This is a genomic window from Streptomyces sp. NBC_01520, from assembly GCF_045040375.1.
Classification (GTDB): domain Bacteria; phylum Actinomycetota; class Actinomycetes; order Streptomycetales; family Streptomycetaceae; genus Streptomyces.
Genome location: NZ_CP109404.1, coordinates 3,598,635 through 3,618,606 on the forward strand (window position 1 = coordinate 3,598,635; position 19,972 = coordinate 3,618,606).

Below are 19,972 nucleotides of genomic sequence, written 5' to 3' on the forward strand. Positions count from 1 at the left end.
CGGAGCGACCCGCCCCATCGTGGCCGTCAGGACCTGGGCGGCGGCGAACCGCACCGCATGCCCGCCCGGCCGCACCTCCCCGGTGGCGACCCCGCGGTCCGTCCGTTCCGCGACCTCCGGGGCGCCCTCGTCCCTGATCAGCGCGCCATGATGAGGCTCATCGCCTCCGCACGCGTGGCCGGGTCACGCAGCTGGCCACGGACGGCGGACGTGATCGTCTTGGCTCCGGGCTTACGGATACCCCGCATGGACATGCACATGTGCTCGCACTCGACGACCACGATGACTCCGCGCGGCTCCAGGATGGCCATCAGCGACTCGGCGATCTGCGTGGTGAGCCGCTCCTGGACCTGGGGGCGCCTGGCGTACACGTCGACCAGCCGGGCCAGCTTGGACAGCCCCGTGATCTTCCCGCTGGTCGCCGGGATGTATCCGACGTGCGCGATACCGCGGAACGGCACCAGGTGGTGCTCGCAGGTGCTGAACACCTCGATGTCCTTGACCAGCACCATCTCGTCGTGACCGAGGTCGAACGTCGTCGTCAGGACGTCCTCGGGCTCCTGGTAGAGGCCCGCGAATATCTCCTTGTACGCGCGTGCCACCCGGCCCGGCGTCTCCCGCAGCCCTTCCCTCTCCGGGTCCTCCCCGACCGCGATGAGGAGTTCACGTACGGCGGACTCGGCCCGCTTCTCGTCGAATACGCCGATCGAACCCTGCCCGTCGAGCGTCACCGGGTCGGTCATCTGTGCCTCGTTCCTCTGTGCTGTCACCTGCGCAGGCCCGCCCGGACATCCCAGAAGAACGGCAGGCATGGCGCAGGCATACGAAAAAGCCGCGCCCCCACAGGCTAGAACCTGGGGGGCGCGGCATCCATTCCGGGCCTGGTGGAGCACCCGTGACAGGGGCCACACCGGATCGGGCAGGGGACTAGCTCTCGGGTCGCTCCTCCGGAAGGACTTCCGTGGACGTACCGAGGTCCTTCGACGTGATGTCCTTCGGAGCGATCTCCGCAGGGGTGGCCGAACCGTTGGCGGTGGTGGCGCCGTTGGTGAGGGCCAGCTCCTTCGGGGAGAGCACCGGCGGACGCGTCGAAGGCGTGCGCCGGGCCGAACCGGTCCACGCCGGACGGGCCGGACGCTTCACGATCGGGGCGAAGATCTCGGCGATCTGGTCCTTGTTGAGCGTCTCCTTCTCAAGGAGCTCGAGGACCAGGGCGTCGAGGATGTCGCGATTCTCGACGAGAATCTCCCACGCGTCGTTGTGCGCGGTCTCGATGAGCTTCTTGACCTCTTCGTCGACGAGCGCCGCGACCTCTTCCGAGTAGTCGCGCTGGTGGCCCATCTCCCGGCCCACGAAGGGCTCGGTGTTGTCGCCGCCGAACTTGATCGCGCCGAGGCGCTCGGTCATGCCGTACTGCGTGACCATCGCGCGGGCCGTGGCAGTGGCCTTCTCGATGTCGTTCGCGGCACCGGTGGTCGGGTCGTGGAAGACCAGCTCCTCGGCAGCGCGCCCGCCCAGCATGTATGCCAGCTGGTCGAGCATCTCGTTGCGCGTCGTGGAGTACTTGTCCTCTTCCGGGAGCACCATCGTGTAACCGAGGGCACGGCCGCGGGAAAGGATCGTGATCTTGTGGACCGGGTCCGACTGGGGTGAGGCCGCCGCGACCAGGGCGTGTCCGCCCTCGTGGTACGCGGTGATCTTCTTTTCCTTCTCGGACATGATCCGGGTCCGCTTCTGCGGACCCGCCACGACGCGGTCGATGGCCTCGTCGAGCATGCTGTTGTCGATCAGCTTCTTGTTGCTGCGCGCCGTGAGGAGCGCCGCTTCGTTCAGCACGTTCGACAGGTCGGCACCGGTGAAGCCGGGCGTACGACGGGCGACCGCGTTGAGATCGACGTCGGGCGCGACCGGCTTGCCCTTCTGATGCACCTTGAGGATCTCCAGGCGGCCCTGCATGTCCGGCCGGTCGACGGCGATCTGCCGGTCGAAACGTCCGGGACGCAGCAGCGCCGGGTCCAGGATGTCCGGGCGGTTCGTGGCGGCGATCAGGATGACGCCGCCCTTCACGTCGAACCCGTCCATCTCGACGAGCAGCTGGTTGAGCGTCTGCTCGCGCTCGTCGTGACCGCCGCCCATGCCGGCACCACGGTGCCGGCCGACCGCGTCGATCTCGTCGACGAAGACGATCGCCGGAGCGTTCGCCTTGGCCTGCTCGAAGAGGTCACGGACACGAGAGGCACCGACACCGACGAACATCTCGACGAAGTCGGAACCGGAGATCGAGTAGAACGGAACGCCCGCTTCACCCGCGACCGCGCGAGCGAGCAGGGTCTTGCCCGTACCGGGCGGCCCGTACAGCAGGACGCCCTTGGGGATCTTGGCGCCGACGGCCTGGAACTTCGCCGGCTCCTGGAGGAATTCCTTGATCTCGTAGAGTTCCTCGACGGCCTCGTCCGACCCCGCCACGTCGGCGAAGGTCGTCTTCGGCGTGTCCTTGGTGATCAGCTTGGCCTTGGACTTGCCGAACTGCATGACCTTGGAGCCGCCACCCTGCATCTGGTTCATCAGAAACAGGAAGACGACGACGATCAGGACGAAGGGCAGCAACGAGAGGAGGATCGAGACGAACGGGGACTGCTTCGACGGCGAGACGGTGTAACCCTTCTCGATGTCACCGCTCTCGAACTTCTGCTGCAGCGTGTCGGCCAGTTCGACGCCCTGGTTGCCGATGTAGCTCGCCTGGAACTTGCTTCCGGACTCGCCCTTGAGCTTCTGGCCGTCCTTCAGCTCGATCTTGAGAATCTGTTCGTCACCGGTGGTCAGCTTGGCCTGCTCCACCTGGTCCTTGCTGATCGCCTGGATCACCTTGCCGGTGTCCACCGTCTTGTAGCCGCCGGACGAGCCGACGACCTGCATCAACACGACCACGGCGAGGACGGCCAGCACGATCCACATGACCGGCCCACGGAAGTATCGCTTCACGTCCATCCATACGGAGCGAAGTCGCCCCGTCCCTCCTGCCCGTAGGTAAATGCTGCTGTGAGAAAAGACTGTTCTTCGGACGGTACCCCAGCATTGTCACCCGCGACCGCAGGGGACGTCTGACAAACCCGCCTTCGAAGGCTCCAACGGCGGGAGGGCGGTGAGGGTTCCCCGGAGTCCGGCCGGGTTCGGCCGGTCCCGTCGGGGCGGTTGTCAGCCGCCGTAGACGTGCGGGGCCAGCGTGCCGACGAAGGGGAGGTTGCGGTACTTCTCCGCGTAGTCCAGCCCGTAGCCGACGACGAACTCGTTGGGGATGTCGAAGCCGACCCACTTCACGTCGATCGCGACCTTCGCGGCGTCCGGCTTGCGCAGGAGCGTGCAGACCTCCAGGCTCGCCGGCTCACGCGAACCGAGGTTGGTCAGCAGCCAGGACAGCGTCAGACCGGAGTCGATGATGTCCTCGACGATCAGGACGTGCTTGCCCTTGATGTCGGTGTCGAGGTCCTTGAGGATCCGGACGACGCCCGAGGACTGCGTCCCCGCGCCGTACGAGGAGACGGCCATCCAGTCCATCGTGACGGGGGTGGACAGCGCACGTGCCAGATCCGCCATGACCATCACCGCGCCCTTGAGCACGCCGACGAGAAGCAGGTCCTTGCCCGCGTACTCCGCGTCGATCTTCGCGGCCAGCTCGACGAGCTTCGCGTCGATCTCTTCCTTGGTGAGGAGCACCGACTGAAGGTCGGTACCCATGTCCTTCTCGTTCACCCGCGTCTCTTTCTTTGCCTGCCGGACCCGGACTTTCCCCGGGCCGGACGGGCCGTCTCGCCTGCACGTCAGCCGCTTGCGCTTCAGCTCTGCCGAATCACCAGTCTGCCACCCTGCCGCCGTACCTCGACGCGGCCGGGCAGGTTGATGGCCCCCTGGCCACGCCATCCGGTGATGAGCCGGTCGACTTCCTCGATGTGCCGGGCGAAGAGCGAACCGGCGGGAGATCCGGCGTCGATGAGGGCGCGTCGCAGCACCCGGCGGCGTACGGCGGGCGGCAGGACCGACAGCTTGGCGCACTCCAGGCGTCCGTCGTCGTCGCGCACCGAGCGGGCGGCCTCGGCGGCCCAGGTGTCGAGGGCGTCGGCGTCGTCACGGGAGAGCTGGGCCGTACGGGCGAGGGCTTCGACGACACCCTTGCCCAGTGCCTTCTCCAGGGCGGGCAGTCCCTCGTGGCGCAGCCGGGAGCGGGTGTAGGCGGGGTCGACGTTGTGGGGGTCGTCCCAGACGGGGAGCGACTGGACCATGCAGGCCTTGCGGGCGGTCTGCCGGTCGAGCTGAAGGAAGGGGCGGCGGTAGCGGCCCTCGGGGCCGGAGGCGGCGGCCATCCCGGAGAGCGAGCGGATGCCGGAGCCGCGGGCGAGACCGAGGAGGACGGTCTCGGCCTGGTCGTCGCGGGTGTGGCCGAGGAGGACCGCGGCGGCGCCGTGGCGCTCGGCGGCGGCGTCCAGCGCGGCGTAACGGGCCTCGCGGGCGGCGGCCTCGGGCCCGCCTTCGCGGCCGACCCGGACGGCGACCGCCTCGACCGGGTCGAGCCGCATCCCGGCGAGGCGGGTGACGACCTCGCCCGCGCGGAGACCGGAACCGGGCTGGAGATTGTGGTCGACGGTGATTCCGCCGGCCCGGACGGGAAGCTTGCGCGACTCGAAGGCGAGGGCGGAGGCGAGCGCCATGGAGTCGGCGCCCCCGGAGCAGGCGACGAGCACGAGCGGGGTGCCGGGCCGTTCGGGGAGCGCGCCCCGCCGTACGCCGGCGCCGGCTTCGGCGAACCCGGCGCGTCCGGCCCGTTCGGTGTCGCGGTTGTATTCGGTGACGACGTCGTGGAGTACGCGGCGGACCGCCAGGCGTATCGCCGCGACCGCAGGATGGGGACCCATGTCCGGTGCCCTTCGGATGGAGTTCTGGGGGTGTGCTTCGAGTGCCGGGACGGAGGCCCCGTCACTCAGAGTGCGTCGATGGTGACAGAGCCAAGCTGTTCATCGAGCATTGCACGCCTTCCCGTGCCCCTATGGTCCCTCGGATGGGTGATTGGAAGGGCGTTCTCCTGCCGTCGCGCGGGCCGTGATCATGAATCTGTCCTACGGTGCACCCTCGCGACCCAGTCTGCGGGGGCGGCGATCTCCGCCTTCGTGGGGAGGGTGTTGGGAGAGGTCCACACCCGGTTGAAGCCGTCCATGCCGACCTCGTCGACCACGGCCCGCACGAACTTCTCGCCGTCGCGGTACTGCCTCAGCTTGGCGTCGAGGCCCAGGAGCTTGCGCAGCGCCAGGTCGAGGCGGCTCGCCCCGCGCGCCCTGCGCTGTTGGAACTTCTCCCGGATCTCGGCGACGGAGGTCACCACGTCGGGGCCCACCCCGTCCATCACGAAGTCCGCGTGACCTTCGAGCAGGGACATCACGGCGGTGAGGCGGCCGAGGATCTCACGCTGCGCGGGTGTCTGGACGATCTCGACGAGGCTGCGCCCGCCGTCGTCGCCGTCCTCCCCCCGCTCGCCCTCGGGGCGGCTGCCCCCGGTGAAGGACTGGGCTGCCTCCCTGAGGCGTTCCAGGACGGTCATCGGGTCGACGTCGGTCTCGTCGAGGAACGACTGGATCTCGCCCTGCAGATGGTCGCGGAGCCACGGCACGCCGGTGAACTGGGTGCGGTGGGTCTCCTCGTGGAGGGCCACCCAGAGCCTGAAGTCGTGCGGGTCCACAGCGAGTTCGCGTTCGACGTGGACGATGTTGGGGGCGACCAGCAGCAGTCGGCCGCCGCCGTTGGCGGAGGCCGGGAGCTCGCGGGTGGCGGGGGCGAAGGTCTCGTACTGTCCGAGGACCCGGGAGGCCAGGAACGACAGCAGCATGCCCAGTTCGACACCGGTCACCTTGCCGCCGACCGCACCCAGCACTGCGCCCCCGGGGCCGTTGCCCCGCCGGTCCTGCATCTTCCCCAGCAGCGGGCGCAGCAGCTCACGGAAGCCCGCGACGTTGGCCCTGATCCAGCCCGCCCGGTCGACGACCAGGACCGGGGTGTCCTCGGGCTCGTGGCCCTCCGGGATCATCCGGGTGAACGAACGGACATGCTCCTCGGAGGCCTTGGCGTGCCGTCGGAGTTCCGCGACGACGGCGCGGGCCTCCTCGCGGCTGATCTCGGGACCCGGCCGCACGAGCCGGGTCGCGGTCGCGACCGCGAGATTCCAGTCGACCATCTCGGCACCACCGACGCTCGTCATGCGTCAACCGTACGTGAGGTGGCCGCCCCGTGGTGGGGTGTCAGCCGCTCATCGGGTGCCTTTGACGAGGGCGGTGGCGAGGGTGTCGAGAGTGGATTCCGCCTCGGACGGGGATGTGGTGCCGGAGGCCAGGAGGGCGAAGGCGAGCAGCCTGCCCTGCGCGTCGACCGCCGTTCCGGCGAGGGCGTTCACCCCGGTGAGGGTGCCCGTCTTGGCCCGGACCAGGCCGGTGCCCGGGGAGGTCGCGGGGTAGCGGTCGTCGAGCGTGCCGGTGAAGCCGGCCACCGGGAGTCCGGTGAGGACCGGGCGGAGTTCGGGGTGGTCGGGGTCGGCGGCGAGGGCGAGCAGGCCGGTGAGCAGGCCGGCCGTCACCTTGTCGGCGCGGTCGAGGCCGCTGCCGTCGGCGAGGTTCGCGCCGGCCAGGGGAAGTCCCAGCTTCTTCAGCCGGTCGGTCACGGCGCGCCGGCCCCCGGCGAAGGAGGCCGGCTCGCCCGCCTTCAGGGCCGTCTGCCGCACCAGCGCCTCGGCGACGTCGTTGTCGCTGTTGGCCAGGGCCCGTTCGACCAGGGCGGAGAGGGGCTTCGAGAGGTGCGTCGCGACGGTCCTGGATCCCGCCCCGGCCCGCCCGGACGAGGGTGCGGACCGGGTGGCCACACCGGCGTCGTCGAGCAGACCGGCGAAGGCGCGGGCGGCGTCGCCCGCCGGGTCGTCGGTGCGGGGGGCGGGGCCCCGGTCGCTGCCGTCGAGGCGCCCCTCGTCGACCATGAGCGCGCTGACCGGCGTGATGTTCTCGTTGGGGCCGATGGGGTGCAGGGCGGGGCCGGAGTACCGGGACGTGTCGTACTTCAGCTCGACGCGGCTGGTACCGCTGTCGCGCAGGGCTCGTGCCGTGTCGGCGGCCAGGGCGCGCAGGGCCGCCCCGTCCAGGGTGGGGTCGCCGCCGCCGACGAGGGTGAGCGTGCGGGAGTCCGCCGAAGCGCGGACCGTCGTGGCGATGCGGTGGCCGGGTCCGAGGGCCGAGAGCGCGGCGACGCCCGTGGCGATCTTCACGGTGGACGCGGGTGTCATGGGGGTGGCCGCGCCGCGTGCGTACAGCTGCCGGCCGGTGGCCGTGTCGACGACGACGGCGGTGCGTACGTTGCCGAGGGCGGGCCTGTCGAGCAGGGGATCGAGGACGGTCTTGAGGCTGTTCGCGCCCGCCGGGTCGGTCAGACCCGCCGCCGCTCCCAGGGGCGTCAGGACGGCTGGGGCGCTGGGGGCGGGCTTCGGCCCGGCGGGCGTGGCCCGTTGGTGATGTGCGCCACCTGCGCGCTCCTGGGCGGCGGCCCGGTCCTGCTCGGCCTTACGCTGACCGGAGTCCCAGGGACCGGCGGCCAGTACGGCACCGGCGGCGACCACCAGGCCGAGCACCGCGGAGCCTGCGGCGAGCTGCCAGTCCTTCGACCCGGTCGCCCGCTTCAGGTACTTCGGGTCTTTCCACTTGCCCCACCTGTTCAACGGTTCGTCCGTCGGTCTCTCCACCGGCTCGGCCACCGTCGACCAGCCCCTTTCGCGAGCACTCATCTGCGTGAGGGACACTTAACCACCAGTCGTATGTGTTGATCATGGAGGAGCCACCCGTGGAGTTCGACGTCGTTATCGAGATCCCGAAGGGTTCGCGGAACAAGTACGAGGTGGATCACGAGACCGGCCGGATCCGCCTGGACCGTCGACTCTTCACCTCGACCAGCTACCCGGCCGACTACGGCTTCGTCGAGAACACCCTCGGCGAGGACGGCGACCCGCTGGACGCGCTGGTCATCCTGGAGGAGCCGACCTTCCCGGGCTGCCTCATCAAGTGCCGCGCGATCGGCATGTTCCGGATGACCGACGAGGCCGGCGGCGACGACAAGCTGCTGTGCGTCCCGGCGTCCGACCCCCGGGTGGAGCACCTGCGCGACATCCACCACGTGTCGGAGTTCGACCGCCTGGAGATCCAGCACTTCTTCGAGGTCTACAAGGACCTCGAGCCCGGCAAGTCCGTCGAGGGCGCGGACTGGGTCGGCCGCACCGAGGCCGAGGCCGAGATCGAGGCCTCCTACAAGCGTCTCGAGGCGCAGGGCGGCGCGCACTGACGCAGTCCTTCCGGTTCCGCTTGCGGGCGGGACGGCGCGGACCGCGGCGTTTCGGGCCGACCGGCCCTGCTGACCGTACATAACGGGCGGCGCACCTTTCACCGGTGCGCCGCCCGTTGTGCGTGGTGACCCATGTCCGTGCCCATACTGGGCAGAAGCGCTCCCAGAACGCGCCGTCGAGGAGGAACGAGGTCGAGTGGTGGCGGAACAGGGCGGTCCGGAGGACCAGAAGCCCCAGTCCGACGAGGCACGCAGCGCCTTCGTCCCGCCGGCCGGCGTGGAGCAGCCACCGGCTCCTTCCGAGGACGACCACCCCACATCGGAATTCGCCCTTCCGGTCGGCCTGCACACCGATCCGTCGGCGTCCTCCGGCTCGGGCCAGGGTTCCGCTTCCGGTCCGGGCGGTGGCCAGGGCGCCGACGCGCTCACGTCGGCGTTCGTCCCGCCGAGCGGGTACACCGCCCAGCACCAGCAGCCCGTCTTCACTCCCGCGCACGGCATTCCGATGGTCCGGCTGACCAAGGAAGCCCCCTGGCAGGACCGGATGCGCACGATGCTCCGGATGCCCGTGACCGAGCGTCCGGCTCCGGAGAGCGTGCAGAAGACCGACGACTCGGGCCCCGCGGTGCCCAGGGTGCTCGACCTGACGCTGCGTATCGGGGAGCTGCTGCTCGCGGGCGGTGAGGGTGCCGAGGACGTCGAGGCGGCCATGTTCGCGGTGACACGTTCGTACGGGCTCGACCGGTGCGAGCCGACGGTCACCTTCACCCTGCTGTCCATCTCGCACCAGCCGTCGCTGGTCGAGGACCCGGTGACGGCGAGCAGGACCGTACGCCGCCGGGGCACGGACTACACCCGGCTGGCCGCCGTGTTCCGGCTGATCGACGACATCACGACCGCGGAGCACGTCGAGGTGTCGCTGGAGGAGGCCTACCGCCGGCTGGCCGAGATCCGCCGTAACCGGCACCCGTACCCGGGCTGGGTGCTGACCGCCTCCGCCGGGCTGCTCGCCGGTTCGGCGTCGGTGCTGGTCGGTGGCGGTGCGCTGGTCTTCATGGTGGCGGCGGCGGGTGCGATGCTCGGGGACCGGCTGGCCTGGCTGTGCGCCGGGCGCGGGCTGCCGGAGTTCTACCAGTTCATGGCGGCGGCCATGCCCCCGGCCGCGATGGGCATCGCGCTGACCCTCACCCATTCGACGGATATCCGGCCGTCCGCGGTGATCACCGGTGGGCTGTTCGCCCTGCTGCCCGGGCGCGCGCTGGTCGCCGGGGTGCAGGACGGTCTGACCGGTTACTACATCACCGCGGGGGCCCGGCTCCTGGAGGTCATGTACTTCTTCATCGGCATCGTCGCCGGGGTGCTGCTGATGCTCTACCTGGGCGTCCAGCTCGGCGCCCAGCTGAACCCGGAGGCACGTTTCGTGCCCAACGACCGGCCGGTGCTGCAGATCCTGGCCTCGATGGCGCTCACGCTGGCCTTCGCCATCCTGCTCCAGCAGGAGCGTTCCACCGTGCTCGCCGTGACCCTCAACGGGGGCGTGGCCTGGGTCATCTACGGGGCGATGGCCCGCACCGGCGACATCTCGCCGGTGGCGGCGACCGCGGTGGCCGCCGGGCTGGTGGGGCTGTTCGGCCAGTTGTTCTCGCGCTACCGGTACACCTCGTCGCTGCCGTACATCACGGCGGCGATCGGCCCTCTGCTGCCCGGTTCGGCCACGTACTTCGGTCTGCTGGCTGTGGCCCAGAACGAGTTCGACACGGGGCTCGCCTCGCTCTCCGCCGCGGTGGCGACGGCGCTGGCCATCGCCATCGGGGTGAATCTGGGGAGCGAGATCTCGCGGCTGTTCATGCGGGTGCCGGGCGCGATCGGAGGCCCGTCCCGCCGGGCCGCCAAGCGGACCCGCGGCTTCTGACACGCGAACGGCGCCCTGTCCCGTGGGGGATCAGGGCGCCGCCGATGTCCGGGTGAGGTCAGCGCCTGGCGTGCCGCCCGCGCTGGCCGGAACCGCCGCCGTTGCCCTGGCCGCCCGCGTCCGGACCGGTGCCGTACGGTCCGTCGCCCTGGCCGCCGCTGCCGTAGGGACCCGCGCCGCCGTTGCCGTACGGGCCCGGACCGCCGTACGGGCCGGCCTCGGGTCCGTTGCCGCTGTAGGGGCCGCCGCCGTACGGACCCGTGCCGGGGCCGTTGTCGTACGGGCCCGCGCCCGGGCCTCCGTCCGAGGGGCCGCGGTCCTCCTGGCGCGCCGCGGCGCGCTCCTTCTTGCCCCTGCTGCGGGCGCGCAGGTACTCGATCACGATCGGCACCACGGAGATCAGCACGATCAGGATGAGGATCATCTCGATGTTCTCGTGCACGAAGGCGATCTTGCCGAGAGCGGCGCCGAGCACCGTCACACCGACGCCCCAGAGGATGCCGCCGATGATGTTGTACGTGATGAACGAGCGGTAGTTCATCCGGCTCACACCGGCGATGATCGGCGTGAAGGTCCGGACGATGGGCACGAAGCGGGCCAGGACCAGCGACTTCGGGCCGTGCTTCTCGAAGAACTCGTGGGCCTTCTCGACGTTCTCCTGCTTGAAGAGCCGGGAGTCCGGGCGCTTGAAGAGGGCCGGGCCCACCTGGCGGCCGAAGAGGTAGCCGACCTGGTCACCGATGATCGCCGCCAGTGCGACCAGGGTGCAGACGAGCCAGAGCGGGTACTTCAGGTCGCCCGTGGTCACCAGCAGTCCGGTGGTGAACAGCAGGGAGTCGCCGGGCAGGAAGAAGCCGATCAACAGGCCGGACTCGGCGAAGACGATCAGCAGAAGGCCGGGAAGGCCGAACGTGTTGAGCAGATAGTCCGGGTCCAGCCAGCTCGGGCCGAGCGCAAGCGTATTCAAGGGTCCGGGCTCCAGGATCGATCGATGGCGGCTGCGTGGCCGCCCCAAGCTATCAACGCTGCGGGAGGCCTCTGGGTTCCAGTGGCGTAAGCAAGGATGCGGGCGGAACGAACCGGGGCAAAGCTGTCCTCAGGAGGTGCCATCCCATGGGCATTGAGGACTACGGCGGCGGACAGACGGCCCGGGCGGACGTGCTGGTCGTCACCACGAACGACGTACCCGGATATCAGGTGACACAGGTCATCGGCGAGGTCTTCGGACTCACGGTCCGCTCCCGCCACCTCGGCAGCCAGATCGGCGCCGGGCTGAAGTCGATGATCGGCGGCGAGCTGAAGGGGCTGACGAAGACCCTGGTGGAGACCCGCAACCAGGCGATGGAGCGGCTCGTCGAGCAGGCCAGGGCGCGCGGCGCCAACGCGGTGCTGATGATGCGGTTCGACGTCAGCGAGGCGGCCGACGTGGGCACGGAGATCTGCGCCTACGGAACGGCGGCCGTGATCAGCGACTCCTGACCGGTCCCCCGGGACCGGCCCTGAGCGCCGGTCCCGCGTCCCTGACCCGAGTCTTCCCGCCCGGCTCCGCTTCCCGGAGGTTTCCGCATGTCCACGTCCGTCAGCGTCGCAGTCGTCTACTACTCCTCCACCGGCACGATCTCCACGATCGCCGAGGCCATGGCGAAGGACGCGGAGACGGCCGGCGCCCGGGTACGGCTGCGCAAGGCCGCCGAGCTCGCCCCGCAGGCCGCCATCGACTCCAACCCGGCGTGGGCCGCCCACGCGAAGGCGACCGCCGGCGTCGCCGAGGTCACGCCGGACGACATGATCTGGGCGGACGCGGTGATCCTCGGCTCGCCCACCCGGTACGGCAACGTCGCCGCCCAGCTGAAGCAGTTCCTCGACACCCTGGGCGGACTCTGGCAGGCGGGGCGGCTCGCCGACAAGGTCTACAGCGGCTTCACGGCCAGCGCCACCGCCCACGGCGGCCAGGAGTCCACGCTGCTCGCGCTCTACCAGACGATCCACCACTTCGGCGGAATCCTGGTCACCCCGGGCTACACGGACCCGTCGAAATTCGTCGACGGCAATCCGTACGGCACCTCCCACGTCTCCGGACAGGGCGACATCCCGGTCGGTGAGCAGACCCTGACCGCGGCCCGGGTCCAGGCCGAGCGGGTCGTGAAGTTCACCCGGGCCATCAAGGCCGGACTCGCGGCCGAGAACTGAGAGGGCCACCCGACGATGCCGCTCCACCGGGGTTCACACGGTGAACCGAAGACCGAGGAACACCGCCGGCTCGCCCTCAACCCGTTCTTCGGGGAGGCCGACCCCACCGCCTCGATGGACACGGCGCCGCCCACACACCGCCTCCCGGACGGCCCGCTGCCGCCCTCGTCCGCCTACCGGCTGGTCCACGACGAGCTGATGCTGGACGGCAACTCCCGGCTCAACCTCGCGACGTTCGTCACGACCTGGATGGAGCCCCAGGCCGATGTGCTGATGGGGGAGTGCCGGGACAAGAACATGATCGACAAGGACGAGTACCCGCGCACCGCCGAGCTGGAGCGGCGTTGTGTGGCGATGCTCGCCGACCTCTGGCACGCTCCCGACCCGGCGACCGCGGTGGGCTGTTCGACCACGGGGTCCAGCGAGGCCTGCATGCTGGCCGGGCTGGCGCTCAAACGGCGCTGGGCGGCCCGGAACACCGACCGTTATCCGGCGACCGCCCGGCCCAATCTGGTGATGGGCGTCAACGTGCAGGTCTGCTGGGAGAAGTTCTGCACGTTCTGGGAGGTCGAGGCACGCCAGGTCCCGATGGAGGGCGACCGCTTCCATCTGGACCCGCAGGCCGCCGCCGATCTCTGCGACGAGAACACCATCGGCGTGGTCGGCATCCTCGGCTCCACCTTCGACGGTTCGTACGAGCCGGTCGCGGAGCTCTGCGCGGCGCTGGACGCGCTGCAGGAGCGCACCGGGCTCGACATCCCCGTCCATGTGGACGGGGCGTCCGGGGCGATGGTGGCGCCGTTCCTCGACGAGGACCTGGTGTGGGACTTCCGGCTCCCGAGGGTGTCGTCGATCAACACCTCGGGGCACAAGTACGGCCTGGTCTACCCCGGTGTGGGGTGGGCGCTGTGGCGCTCTCCGGCCGAGCTTCCGGAGGAGCTGGTCTTCCGGGTCAACTACCTGGGCGGCGACATGCCGACGTTCGCGCTGAACTTCTCCAGGCCCGGCGCGCAGGTGGTGGCGCAGTACTACACCTTCCTGCGGCTGGGCCGGGAGGGCTACCGGGCCGTTCAGCAGGCGTCCCGGGACGTGGCCGGCCGGCTCGCCGAGGGGTTCGAGAGCCTGGGCGACTTCCGGCTCCTCAGCCGGGGCGACCAGCTGCCGGTGTTCGCCCTGACGACGAACCCCGATGTGCGGGCGTACGACGTCTTCGACGTGTCGAGACGGCTGCGCGAGCACGGCTGGCTGGTGCCCGCGTACACCTTCCCCGCCAACCGGCAGGACCTGGCCGTGCTACGGGTGGTCTGCCGCAACGGGTTCTCCTCGGACCTCGCGGAGATGCTGCTGGACGATGTGCGCCGGCTCCTGCCCGAACTGCGCGCCCAGCAGCATTCGTTGAGCCGTGACCGGGCCGCGCAGACCGCGTTCCACCACTGAGACCGCACAGGGTCAGCGGCTGAGCCGGGCGAACCTCCGTACCGCCAGCGGGAAGAACACCGCGAGCAGTGCCACCGGCCAGAGCACCGCGAGCAGTTCGGCGTGTTCGGAGGCCCAGGAGCCGGTGGCTCCGCCCGGGTTGCCGAACAGGTCGCGGACCGCCGTGGCCGTGGCGGACATCGGGTTCCACTCGACCACCGAGCCCAGCCAGCCCGGCATCGACTCCGGCGACGCGAAGACGTTGGAGAGGAAGCCCACCGGCCAGACCAGGATCTGCACCGCCTGCACCATCTCCGGCCTGCCCGCCACCATCGCGAGGTGGATTCCGATCCACAGCATCGCGAACCGCAGCAGGAGCAGCAGTCCCAGCGCGGCCAGGGCGGCGGCCGGGCCGTTGTGCCACCGCCAGCCGAGCGCGTATCCGACGCCGGTCATCACGGCGAGCGCGGCCACCGACTGGAGCATGTCGGCGGCGCTCCGCCCGACCAGAACCGCACCCGAGACCATCGGCATGGAGCGGAAGCGGTCGATGACGCCCTTGCCCAGGTCCTGGGTGACGGCCAGCATCGTGCTCTCCAGGCCGAAGGCCATGGTGAGCGCGAGCATGCCCGGCACCAGGAATTCGGTGTTGTCCCCGTCGACCCCCCGGCCGCCGCCGACCAGGTAGTTGAACATCAGGAGGAGCATCACCGGGAAGACCAGGCCCACGACCACCTGGACCGGCTGCCGTGCCCAGTGCGCCAGTTCGCGCCTGGTCATGGTCCAGGAGTCCGCGAGGGCCCAGCCGATGCCCCCCGTGCCCGCCGTCACCGCGCTCATGCCGCCACCGCCGCTTCCGTCGTCGTTCCCGCTCCGTCGCCGGCCCCCGTGAGGGACAGGAACACCTCGTCCAGCGTGGGGCGGCGCACCGCGATGTCCTCCGCCTCGATGCCCGCCTCCTCCAGCGCCCGTACGGTGCGGGTCAGGGCCGCCATCCGGTCCGGGGCGGGGACGCTGAGCAGCCGCCGGTCCGCGTCCGCGGTCACCTCCTCGCCCATCAGCCGGGCCGCGTCGCCGAGCCGGAGGGCGTCGCGGACGACCACGTCGATGCGGTCGCCGCCGACCATGGCCTTGAGCCGGTCGGCCGATCCCTCCGCGATGACCCGGCCGCCGTCGATCACCGAGATCCGGTCGGCCAACTGGTCCGCCTCCTCCAGGTACTGGGTGGTCAGCAGGACCGTGGTGCCGCCTGCCGCCAGCGAGCGCACCGCGCCCCACACCTCGGCCCGGCCGCGCGGGTCGAGCCCGGTCGTCGGCTCGTCCAGGAAGAGCACCTCCGGGTCGGTGATCAGGGACGCGGCCAGGTCGAGGCGCCGCCGCATGCCCCCGCTGTACTGCTTGACCGCCTTGCGCCCGGTGTCGGCGAGCCCGAACCTCTCCAGCAGTTCGTCGGCCCGTGCGCCGGCCCGGCGTGCGCCCAGGTGGTACAGCCGGCCGAACATCTCCAGGTTCTGCCTGCCGCCGAGCTCCTCGTCCACGGCCGCGTGCTGCCCGAGCAGCCCGATCCTCCGCCGGACCTCGGCGGCCTCGGACCGCACGTCGAAGCCCGCCACCTCCGCCCGGCCCCCGTCGTGCCGCAGCAGGGTCGACAGGATGCGTACGGCGGTGGTCTTGCCCGCCCCGTTGGGCCCGAGCACCCCGTGGACCGTGCCGGCCCGGACGGTGAGGTCCAGTCCGTGCAGGGCGCGCTTCTGCCCGTATCGCTTGTGCACTCCTTCGACGACGATCGCGTCGTTCACGTGCCACCAGCCCTTCGGATCACTTAGTCAAACTTGACTAGCTCATCGAAGGTACGCCGGACCCTTTCATTCGTCAAACTTGATTAGCTGGCATCCCCGGGGTCGGGAACCCCGGTCGCATAGGGGTTCTCCTGCCCTTCGGCGAGTACCCCGACGAAGGGTTCACCCTCGCCCGCGAAGGTGTACGCCCCGGCCTCGATCCGCCCGATCAGGCCGCGCGTCCACTCCGCGCCGGCGTCGGCCGAGTGGACCCACAGATTCATGATCTCGCCGATGTGCCCGAGAGATTCGGGGCCGTCGGACGGCGTGTAGTGCTCCGTGACTGCGGCCCGCCATGCCTCGATGGCCGTGACGCGCTCATGGAGAAGCGCGACCGCCTCGGCCCGCTCCAGATCGACGACGAAGCCGATGCCCGCCGAAAGCACGTCGATGCTCTGGTCGTAGGAGACCAGGGCGGCCCGCAGCAGGGACAGGAACTCCTCGGTGCCGCGCTCGGTGATCTCGTACTCGGTACGGGGCGGGCCGCCGACCGTGGACGGGGCGCTCTCGTGCGCGAGGAGCAGGCCCTGCTTCGCCATCTGCTTGAGCGCGTGGTAGATCGAGCCCGGCTTCGCGTTGGACCACTCGTTCGCGCCCCAGTACTCCAGGTCGTTGCGGACCTGGTAGCCGTGCGCGCGGCCGTGCTGACGCACGGCGCCGAGGACCAGGAGCCGGATCGCGGACATACCACCCACCCTTCGTGTTCGGCTCCGCCCAGCGTAGCCCGCCGCTCCGGGCCCGGACCGGAGACGGTCCGGCAGCTCACGGCAGACATCGGCGTGCCGGGGGCGGCCGGTCTCCTCGGCGGGACGGGCCGGCTGCCGGGGCAGCGGGAAGCCGTCCGCCGGGGTCAGAAGGGGAAGGCCGTCCGCCCGTGCTGGATGGAGATCCACCGCTGGGTGGTGAAGGCCTCCACGGCCGCCTCACCGTTAAGCCGTCCCATGCCGGAGCCCTTCTCGCCCCCGAACGCGACCAGTGGGTCGTCCTGCACGGTGGAGTCGTTGACGTGGAACATCCCGCTCACGACGCGCCGCGCGAACCTCACCCCGCGCTCGGCGTCCGCCGTGTGCACGGCACCGCTCAGCCCGTAGGGGCTGTCGTTGGCGATCCGTACGGCGTCGTCCTCCCCGTCGAACGGCATCAGCAGTGCCACCGGGCCGAAGATCTCCTGCTCCAGCAGCGGTGAGCCGTCGGGCAGTCCGGTCAGCACGGTCGGCTCGACGAGATTGCCGCGGGTGCGGCCCCGTACGAGCGCGGTGGCTCCCTGCGCGAGCGCGTCGTCGACCAGCGCGGTGAGCGCGTCGGCCTGGAACTCACTGATGACCGGGCCGATCCGGGTGTCCGGGTCGCGCGGGTCACCCGCCCTGAGGGCGCTCACCTCCGCGGTGAACCGCTCGGTGAACTCCTCCTCCACCGACCGGTCCACCAGGATGCGGTTGGCCGCCATGCTGACCTGGCCCTGGTACAGGAAGCGGCTGAAGACGGCGGCCCGGACCGCGTGGTCGATGTCGGCGTCCTCCAGCACGACCAGTGCGCTGTTGCCGCTCAGTTCGAGGATGGTCTTCTTGAACAGCCCGGCGGCGGTGGCGGCGACATGGCGCCCGACCCGGTCCGAGCCGGTGAACGAGATCACCTTGGGCACCGGGTGCGCGATGAAGGTGTCACCTATCTCGGCGCTGTCGGTGATCAGCACGTTGAGCAGGCCGGCGGGCAGACCGGCGTCCTCGAAGATCCTGGCGACCAGCCCGCCGCCGGCGATCGGAGCGTTCTGATGGGGCTTCACGACGACCGCGTTGCCGAGCGCGAGCGCGGGAGCGACGGTCTTCATCGTGACCAGGAAGGGGAAGTTGAAGGCGCTGATCACGCCTATGACGCCGACGGGCAGCCGGTAGACGCGGTTCTCCTTGCCGTCCGCGGCCGCGTGCAGCAGCAGGGCCTGCGGACGGAGCGCCTGCCCGATCGCCGCGCGCAGGAACTCCTGTGCGGCCCGCACCTCGTACTCGGCCCTGAAACGGGTGCCGCCGAGTTCGTCGACAATCATCTCGACGATTTCGGCGCTGCGTTCCCCGACGATGCGTACGGCGTTCTCCAGAACGGTCCGTCGCTCATAGAAACTCACCTCGGCCCAGGTGCGCTGAGCGCGTTCGGCCGCCCGGTAGGCGAGATCGACCTCGGCCGCGGTGGCCACCGTGACGGCGCAGAGCTTTTCGCCGTTGTAGGGATTGAAATCAATGATGTCCCACGAGCCGCTTCCGGTCAGCCACTCACCGTCGATGTACTGGCGGGACAGTTCACTGAAGAAGGACATGCAATCCCTTACTGCAGGCGCAGACTCCTGTCGGTACGTCATCGTACTGGCGAATCAGGTGAGCTGGAGGAGACCGCGAAGAAGATCCCGGCTCTCTTCGGGCCCGGGGCTGTCCTCGTGAAGACGGACCATGGCCTTTTCGTACTGGGCGACTTCCTCCGCCTTGTCCAGATAGAGCGCACTTGTCAGCTGCTCCAAATAGACAATGTCCGACAGATCGGATTCCGGGAATCGCAGCATCGTGAATGCCCCGCTCTCCCCGGCATGGCCGCCGAAACTGAAAGGCATCACCTGGAGCGTGATGTTCGGCTGTTCCGACATGTCGATCAGATGCCGCAACTGCGCACGCATCACTTCGCGATCGCCGTACGGACGGCGCAGCGCGGCCTCGTCGAGGACGGCGTGGAATCGGGGGGCGCGTTCGGAGACGAGCGCCTTCTGGCGTGCCAGTCGCAGGGCGACCCTGCGGTCGATCTCGGCCGCGGGGGCACCGCGCATACCGCGCGACACGACCGCGTGGGCGTAGGCCTCGGTCTGCAGGAGGCCGTGGACGAACTGGACTTCGTAGATCCGGATGAGCGATGCCGCTCCCTCCAGACCGATATACGTCTGGAACCAGCCGGGCAGCACATCGCCGTAACTGTGCCACCAGCCCGCCACGTTGGCCTCGCGGGCCAGGCCCAGGAGCGAGTCCCGCTCCGCCTCGTCCGCGACTCCGTACAGCGTGAGCAGGTCCTCGACGTCCCTGGCCTTGAAGCTCACCCGTCCCAACTCCATGCGGCTGATCTTCGATTCGGAGGCGCGGATGGAGTAGCCGGCCGCCTCACGGGTGATGCCGCGCGACTCACGCAGCCGCCTGAGCTGTGAGCCCAGCAGGATGCGCCGCACCACAGATCCACTCGACTCGCCTGCCGACACTGGTCCGACCCTCCCCATCGCTTCCCGTACATCCGGGTCCCCCCGCACCCCGGAGCCGGATTCTGCCACCAAAACGCTTCAGCCCGTACTCATTCGATTACGGAAATGGCAAGACTTCCAGAAAGCTCCGAAACTTGGTACCGGAAGAAAAGAGCAAGAACCGGCACGCTACCGGGCAGGTCCGGCACGTGCACGTGCATCTGCCCTTGCATCTGCCGTGCGCATTCGGAACCATGGTCCTCGCGCACCTGCGTTCACGTTCGTGTTGTGCCGCCGTACCCCGCAGTGCCGCTACCAGCAGTGCCGCTACAGCCGCGAATCCCGGGAGTGCCTCGCATGGGGACGAATGGATCCACGATGCTCGAGCCGTTACGGCAAGGGCTTCCACCCATCGACCCCTCGGCGGTCTCGGGTTCGGCCTCCTGCACGTTGCCGGCCCGCTTCGAAGCGGTGGGCGGTGCGCGCAGGTTCACGCGGACGACGCTGACCTCCTGGGACCTGTGCGACCGGTTCGACGATGTCGCACTGGTCGTGTCCGAGCTGGTCACCAACGCGCTACGGCACGCGCTGCCCGCCGATCATCCGCGCGAGCGGCAGGACCCGGCCGTACGGCTGCACCTGATGCGCTGGACCTCCCGGCTGGTCTGCGCCGTGCGCGACCCCAGCGAGGAGAGCCCGGTGGCGGGCGAGGCCCCCGATTCGGCCGAGTCGGGCCGTGGGCTGTTCCTGGTGGAGTCGTTCAGCGACTCCTGGGGGTGGCACCCGTCCCCCGTGCTCGCCGGGGACGTGCACGCGGGCGGTGCGCGGCGCGGCAAGGTGGTCTGGGCGCTGTTCCGGCTGTCGGACAAGACCGGCCTGGACCTCGGCGCGACGGACGGCGCATCCCGGGAGCGGCAGTTGGCGGACACCGCGGCGGCGGAAGCGTTCCCGGACGCACTGTAGGACCGGACACCCTGCGGGAACGTCAGGGACACCCCGCGGAACGGGGGCTTGCTGCCGGGCCGAGCCGCTGCGGCATGCCCGGGTGGGCGGCGG

General features: G+C 70.1%; 17 protein-coding genes and 1 pseudogene. 6 read left to right on the forward strand and 12 right to left on the reverse strand.

Annotation, left to right across the window (positions count from 1 at the left end; genetic code table 11):
* Positions 1-137: 137 nt before the first annotated feature.
* The 6 genes from folE to dacB form a co-directional block, all read right to left on the reverse strand.
* Positions 138-743: a GTP cyclohydrolase I FolE gene (folE, locus tag OG524_RS16210; protein ID WP_405390111.1), complete on the reverse strand. Its 606-nt coding sequence runs from the start codon at positions 741-743 to the stop codon at positions 138-140.
* Positions 744-927: 184 nt separating this feature from the next.
* Positions 928-2,988 (reverse strand): ATP-dependent zinc metalloprotease FtsH, encoded by a 2,061-nt coding sequence (gene ftsH / locus OG524_RS16215; protein ID WP_405390110.1) that lies wholly within the window; start codon positions 2,986-2,988, stop codon positions 928-930.
* 207 nt (positions 2,989-3,195) lie between these two features.
* On the reverse strand, positions 3,196-3,735 hold the full coding sequence (gene hpt / locus OG524_RS16220) for a hypoxanthine phosphoribosyltransferase (RefSeq protein WP_384498516.1): 540 nt from the start codon (positions 3,733-3,735) through the stop codon (positions 3,196-3,198).
* Between the two features lie 98 nt (positions 3,736-3,833).
* Entirely contained in the window at positions 3,834-4,907 is a 1,074-nt protein-coding gene (gene tilS / locus OG524_RS16225) for a tRNA lysidine(34) synthetase TilS (RefSeq protein ID WP_405810774.1), read from the reverse strand.
* Between the two features lie 188 nt (positions 4,908-5,095).
* A complete protein-coding gene (locus OG524_RS16230) occupies positions 5,096-6,241 on the reverse strand; it encodes a zinc-dependent metalloprotease (protein WP_405810776.1) in 1,146 nt (381 codons plus the stop codon).
* Positions 6,242-6,289: 48 nt separating this feature from the next.
* Positions 6,290-7,774 carry a D-alanyl-D-alanine carboxypeptidase/D-alanyl-D-alanine-endopeptidase gene (gene dacB / locus OG524_RS16235; protein WP_405812468.1) on the reverse strand — a complete coding sequence of 495 codons (1,485 nt, stop codon included), beginning with the start codon at positions 7,772-7,774 and terminating at the stop codon, positions 6,290-6,292.
* A gap of 86 nt (positions 7,775-7,860) precedes the next feature.
* Here dacB and OG524_RS16240 point away from each other — a divergent pair, with 86 nt between their 5' ends.
* Both OG524_RS16240 and OG524_RS16245 read left to right on the forward strand, forming a co-directional pair.
* Positions 7,861-8,355, forward strand: coding sequence for an inorganic diphosphatase (locus tag OG524_RS16240; protein ID WP_014155500.1), 495 nt, complete (start codon positions 7,861-7,863; stop codon positions 8,353-8,355).
* Between the two features lie 196 nt (positions 8,356-8,551).
* On the forward strand, positions 8,552-10,267 hold the full coding sequence (locus tag OG524_RS16245; protein ID WP_405390107.1) for a threonine/serine exporter ThrE family protein: 1,716 nt from the start codon (positions 8,552-8,554) through the stop codon (positions 10,265-10,267).
* 289 nt (positions 10,268-10,556) lie between these two features.
* On the opposite strand, the pseudogene OG524_RS16250 reads toward OG524_RS16245, so the two are convergent.
* Positions 10,557-11,234 (reverse strand): annotated as a pseudogene (locus tag OG524_RS16250) (DedA family protein); the annotation flags it as partial.
* Positions 11,235-11,380: 146 nt separating this feature from the next.
* Between OG524_RS16250 and OG524_RS16255 the strand changes: the two are divergent.
* The 3 genes from OG524_RS16255 to OG524_RS16265 all read left to right on the forward strand — a co-directional run bounded on the left by OG524_RS16255 (position 11,381) and on the right by OG524_RS16265 (position 13,894).
* Positions 11,381-11,746: a YbjQ family protein gene (locus OG524_RS16255; RefSeq protein WP_405390106.1), complete on the forward strand. Its 366-nt coding sequence runs from the start codon at positions 11,381-11,383 to the stop codon at positions 11,744-11,746.
* Between the two features lie 87 nt (positions 11,747-11,833).
* Positions 11,834-12,457, forward strand: coding sequence for an NAD(P)H:quinone oxidoreductase (gene wrbA / locus OG524_RS16260; RefSeq protein WP_405390105.1), 624 nt, complete (start codon positions 11,834-11,836; stop codon positions 12,455-12,457).
* A 15-nt stretch (positions 12,458-12,472) separates the two neighbouring features.
* Positions 12,473-13,894, forward strand: a complete 1,422-nt coding sequence (locus OG524_RS16265) for a glutamate decarboxylase (protein ID WP_405810779.1) — start codon at positions 12,473-12,475, stop codon at positions 13,892-13,894.
* A gap of 12 nt (positions 13,895-13,906) precedes the next feature.
* Here the strand turns inward: OG524_RS16265 and OG524_RS16270 are convergent, their stop codons facing one another.
* From OG524_RS16270 to OG524_RS16290, 5 genes are all read right to left on the reverse strand, one after another.
* The gene (locus tag OG524_RS16270; protein ID WP_405390103.1) at positions 13,907-14,713 is read right to left on the reverse strand and encodes an ABC transporter permease; all 807 of its coding nucleotides are present in this window, start codon (positions 14,711-14,713) and stop codon (positions 13,907-13,909) included.
* Positions 14,710-15,672 (reverse strand): ATP-binding cassette domain-containing protein, encoded by a 963-nt coding sequence (locus OG524_RS16275; protein WP_405390102.1) that lies wholly within the window; start codon positions 15,670-15,672, stop codon positions 14,710-14,712. The genes OG524_RS16270 and OG524_RS16275 overlap by 4 nt, the downstream gene beginning before the upstream one ends.
* Before the next feature lie 83 nt (positions 15,673-15,755).
* Positions 15,756-16,397, reverse strand: a complete 642-nt coding sequence (locus OG524_RS16280; protein WP_405390101.1) for a PadR family transcriptional regulator — start codon at positions 16,395-16,397, stop codon at positions 15,756-15,758.
* A gap of 164 nt (positions 16,398-16,561) precedes the next feature.
* The gene (locus tag OG524_RS16285; RefSeq protein WP_405810782.1) at positions 16,562-18,019 is read right to left on the reverse strand and encodes an aldehyde dehydrogenase family protein; all 1,458 of its coding nucleotides are present in this window, start codon (positions 18,017-18,019) and stop codon (positions 16,562-16,564) included.
* Positions 18,020-18,073: 54 nt separating this feature from the next.
* On the reverse strand, positions 18,074-18,955 hold the full coding sequence (locus tag OG524_RS16290) for a helix-turn-helix domain-containing protein (RefSeq protein WP_405393171.1): 882 nt from the start codon (positions 18,953-18,955) through the stop codon (positions 18,074-18,076).
* Positions 18,956-19,294: 339 nt separating this feature from the next.
* Between OG524_RS16290 and OG524_RS16295 the strand changes: the two genes are divergently transcribed.
* The gene (locus OG524_RS16295) at positions 19,295-19,879 is read left to right on the forward strand and encodes an ATP-binding protein (protein WP_405810783.1); all 585 of its coding nucleotides are present in this window, start codon (positions 19,295-19,297) and stop codon (positions 19,877-19,879) included.
* Positions 19,880-19,972: the final 93 nt, after the last annotated feature.

Excerpts from the sequence above, each read along its gene's own strand:
- OG524_RS16285 (WP_405810782.1), bottom strand. The coding sequence starts at position 18,019 with ATGTCCTTCTTCAGTGAACTGTCCCGCCAGTACATCGACGGTGAGTGG.
- folE (WP_405390111.1), bottom strand. The coding sequence starts at position 743 with ATGACCGACCCGGTGACGCTCGACGGGCAGGGTTCGATCGGCGTATTC.
- hpt (WP_384498516.1), bottom strand. The coding sequence starts at position 3,735 with ATGGGTACCGACCTTCAGTCGGTGCTCCTCACCAAGGAAGAGATCGAC.
- OG524_RS16265 (WP_405810779.1), top strand. The coding sequence starts at position 12,473 with ATGCCGCTCCACCGGGGTTCACACGGTGAACCGAAGACCGAGGAACAC.
- wrbA (WP_405390105.1), top strand. The coding sequence starts at position 11,834 with ATGTCCACGTCCGTCAGCGTCGCAGTCGTCTACTACTCCTCCACCGGC.
- OG524_RS16270 (WP_405390103.1), bottom strand. The coding sequence starts at position 14,713 with ATGAGCGCGGTGACGGCGGGCACGGGGGGCATCGGCTGGGCCCTCGCG.
- OG524_RS16280 (WP_405390101.1), bottom strand. The coding sequence starts at position 16,397 with ATGTCCGCGATCCGGCTCCTGGTCCTCGGCGCCGTGCGTCAGCACGGC.
- ftsH (WP_405390110.1), bottom strand. The coding sequence starts at position 2,988 with ATGGACGTGAAGCGATACTTCCGTGGGCCGGTCATGTGGATCGTGCTG.
- OG524_RS16295 (WP_405810783.1), top strand. The coding sequence starts at position 19,295 with ATGCTCGAGCCGTTACGGCAAGGGCTTCCACCCATCGACCCCTCGGCG.
- OG524_RS16255 (WP_405390106.1), top strand. The coding sequence starts at position 11,381 with ATGGGCATTGAGGACTACGGCGGCGGACAGACGGCCCGGGCGGACGTG.
- OG524_RS16290 (WP_405393171.1), bottom strand. The coding sequence starts at position 18,955 with ATGGGGAGGGTCGGACCAGTGTCGGCAGGCGAGTCGAGTGGATCTGTG.
- OG524_RS16230 (WP_405810776.1), bottom strand. The coding sequence starts at position 6,241 with ATGACGAGCGTCGGTGGTGCCGAGATGGTCGACTGGAATCTCGCGGTC.
- tilS (WP_405810774.1), bottom strand. The coding sequence starts at position 4,907 with ATGGGTCCCCATCCTGCGGTCGCGGCGATACGCCTGGCGGTCCGCCGC.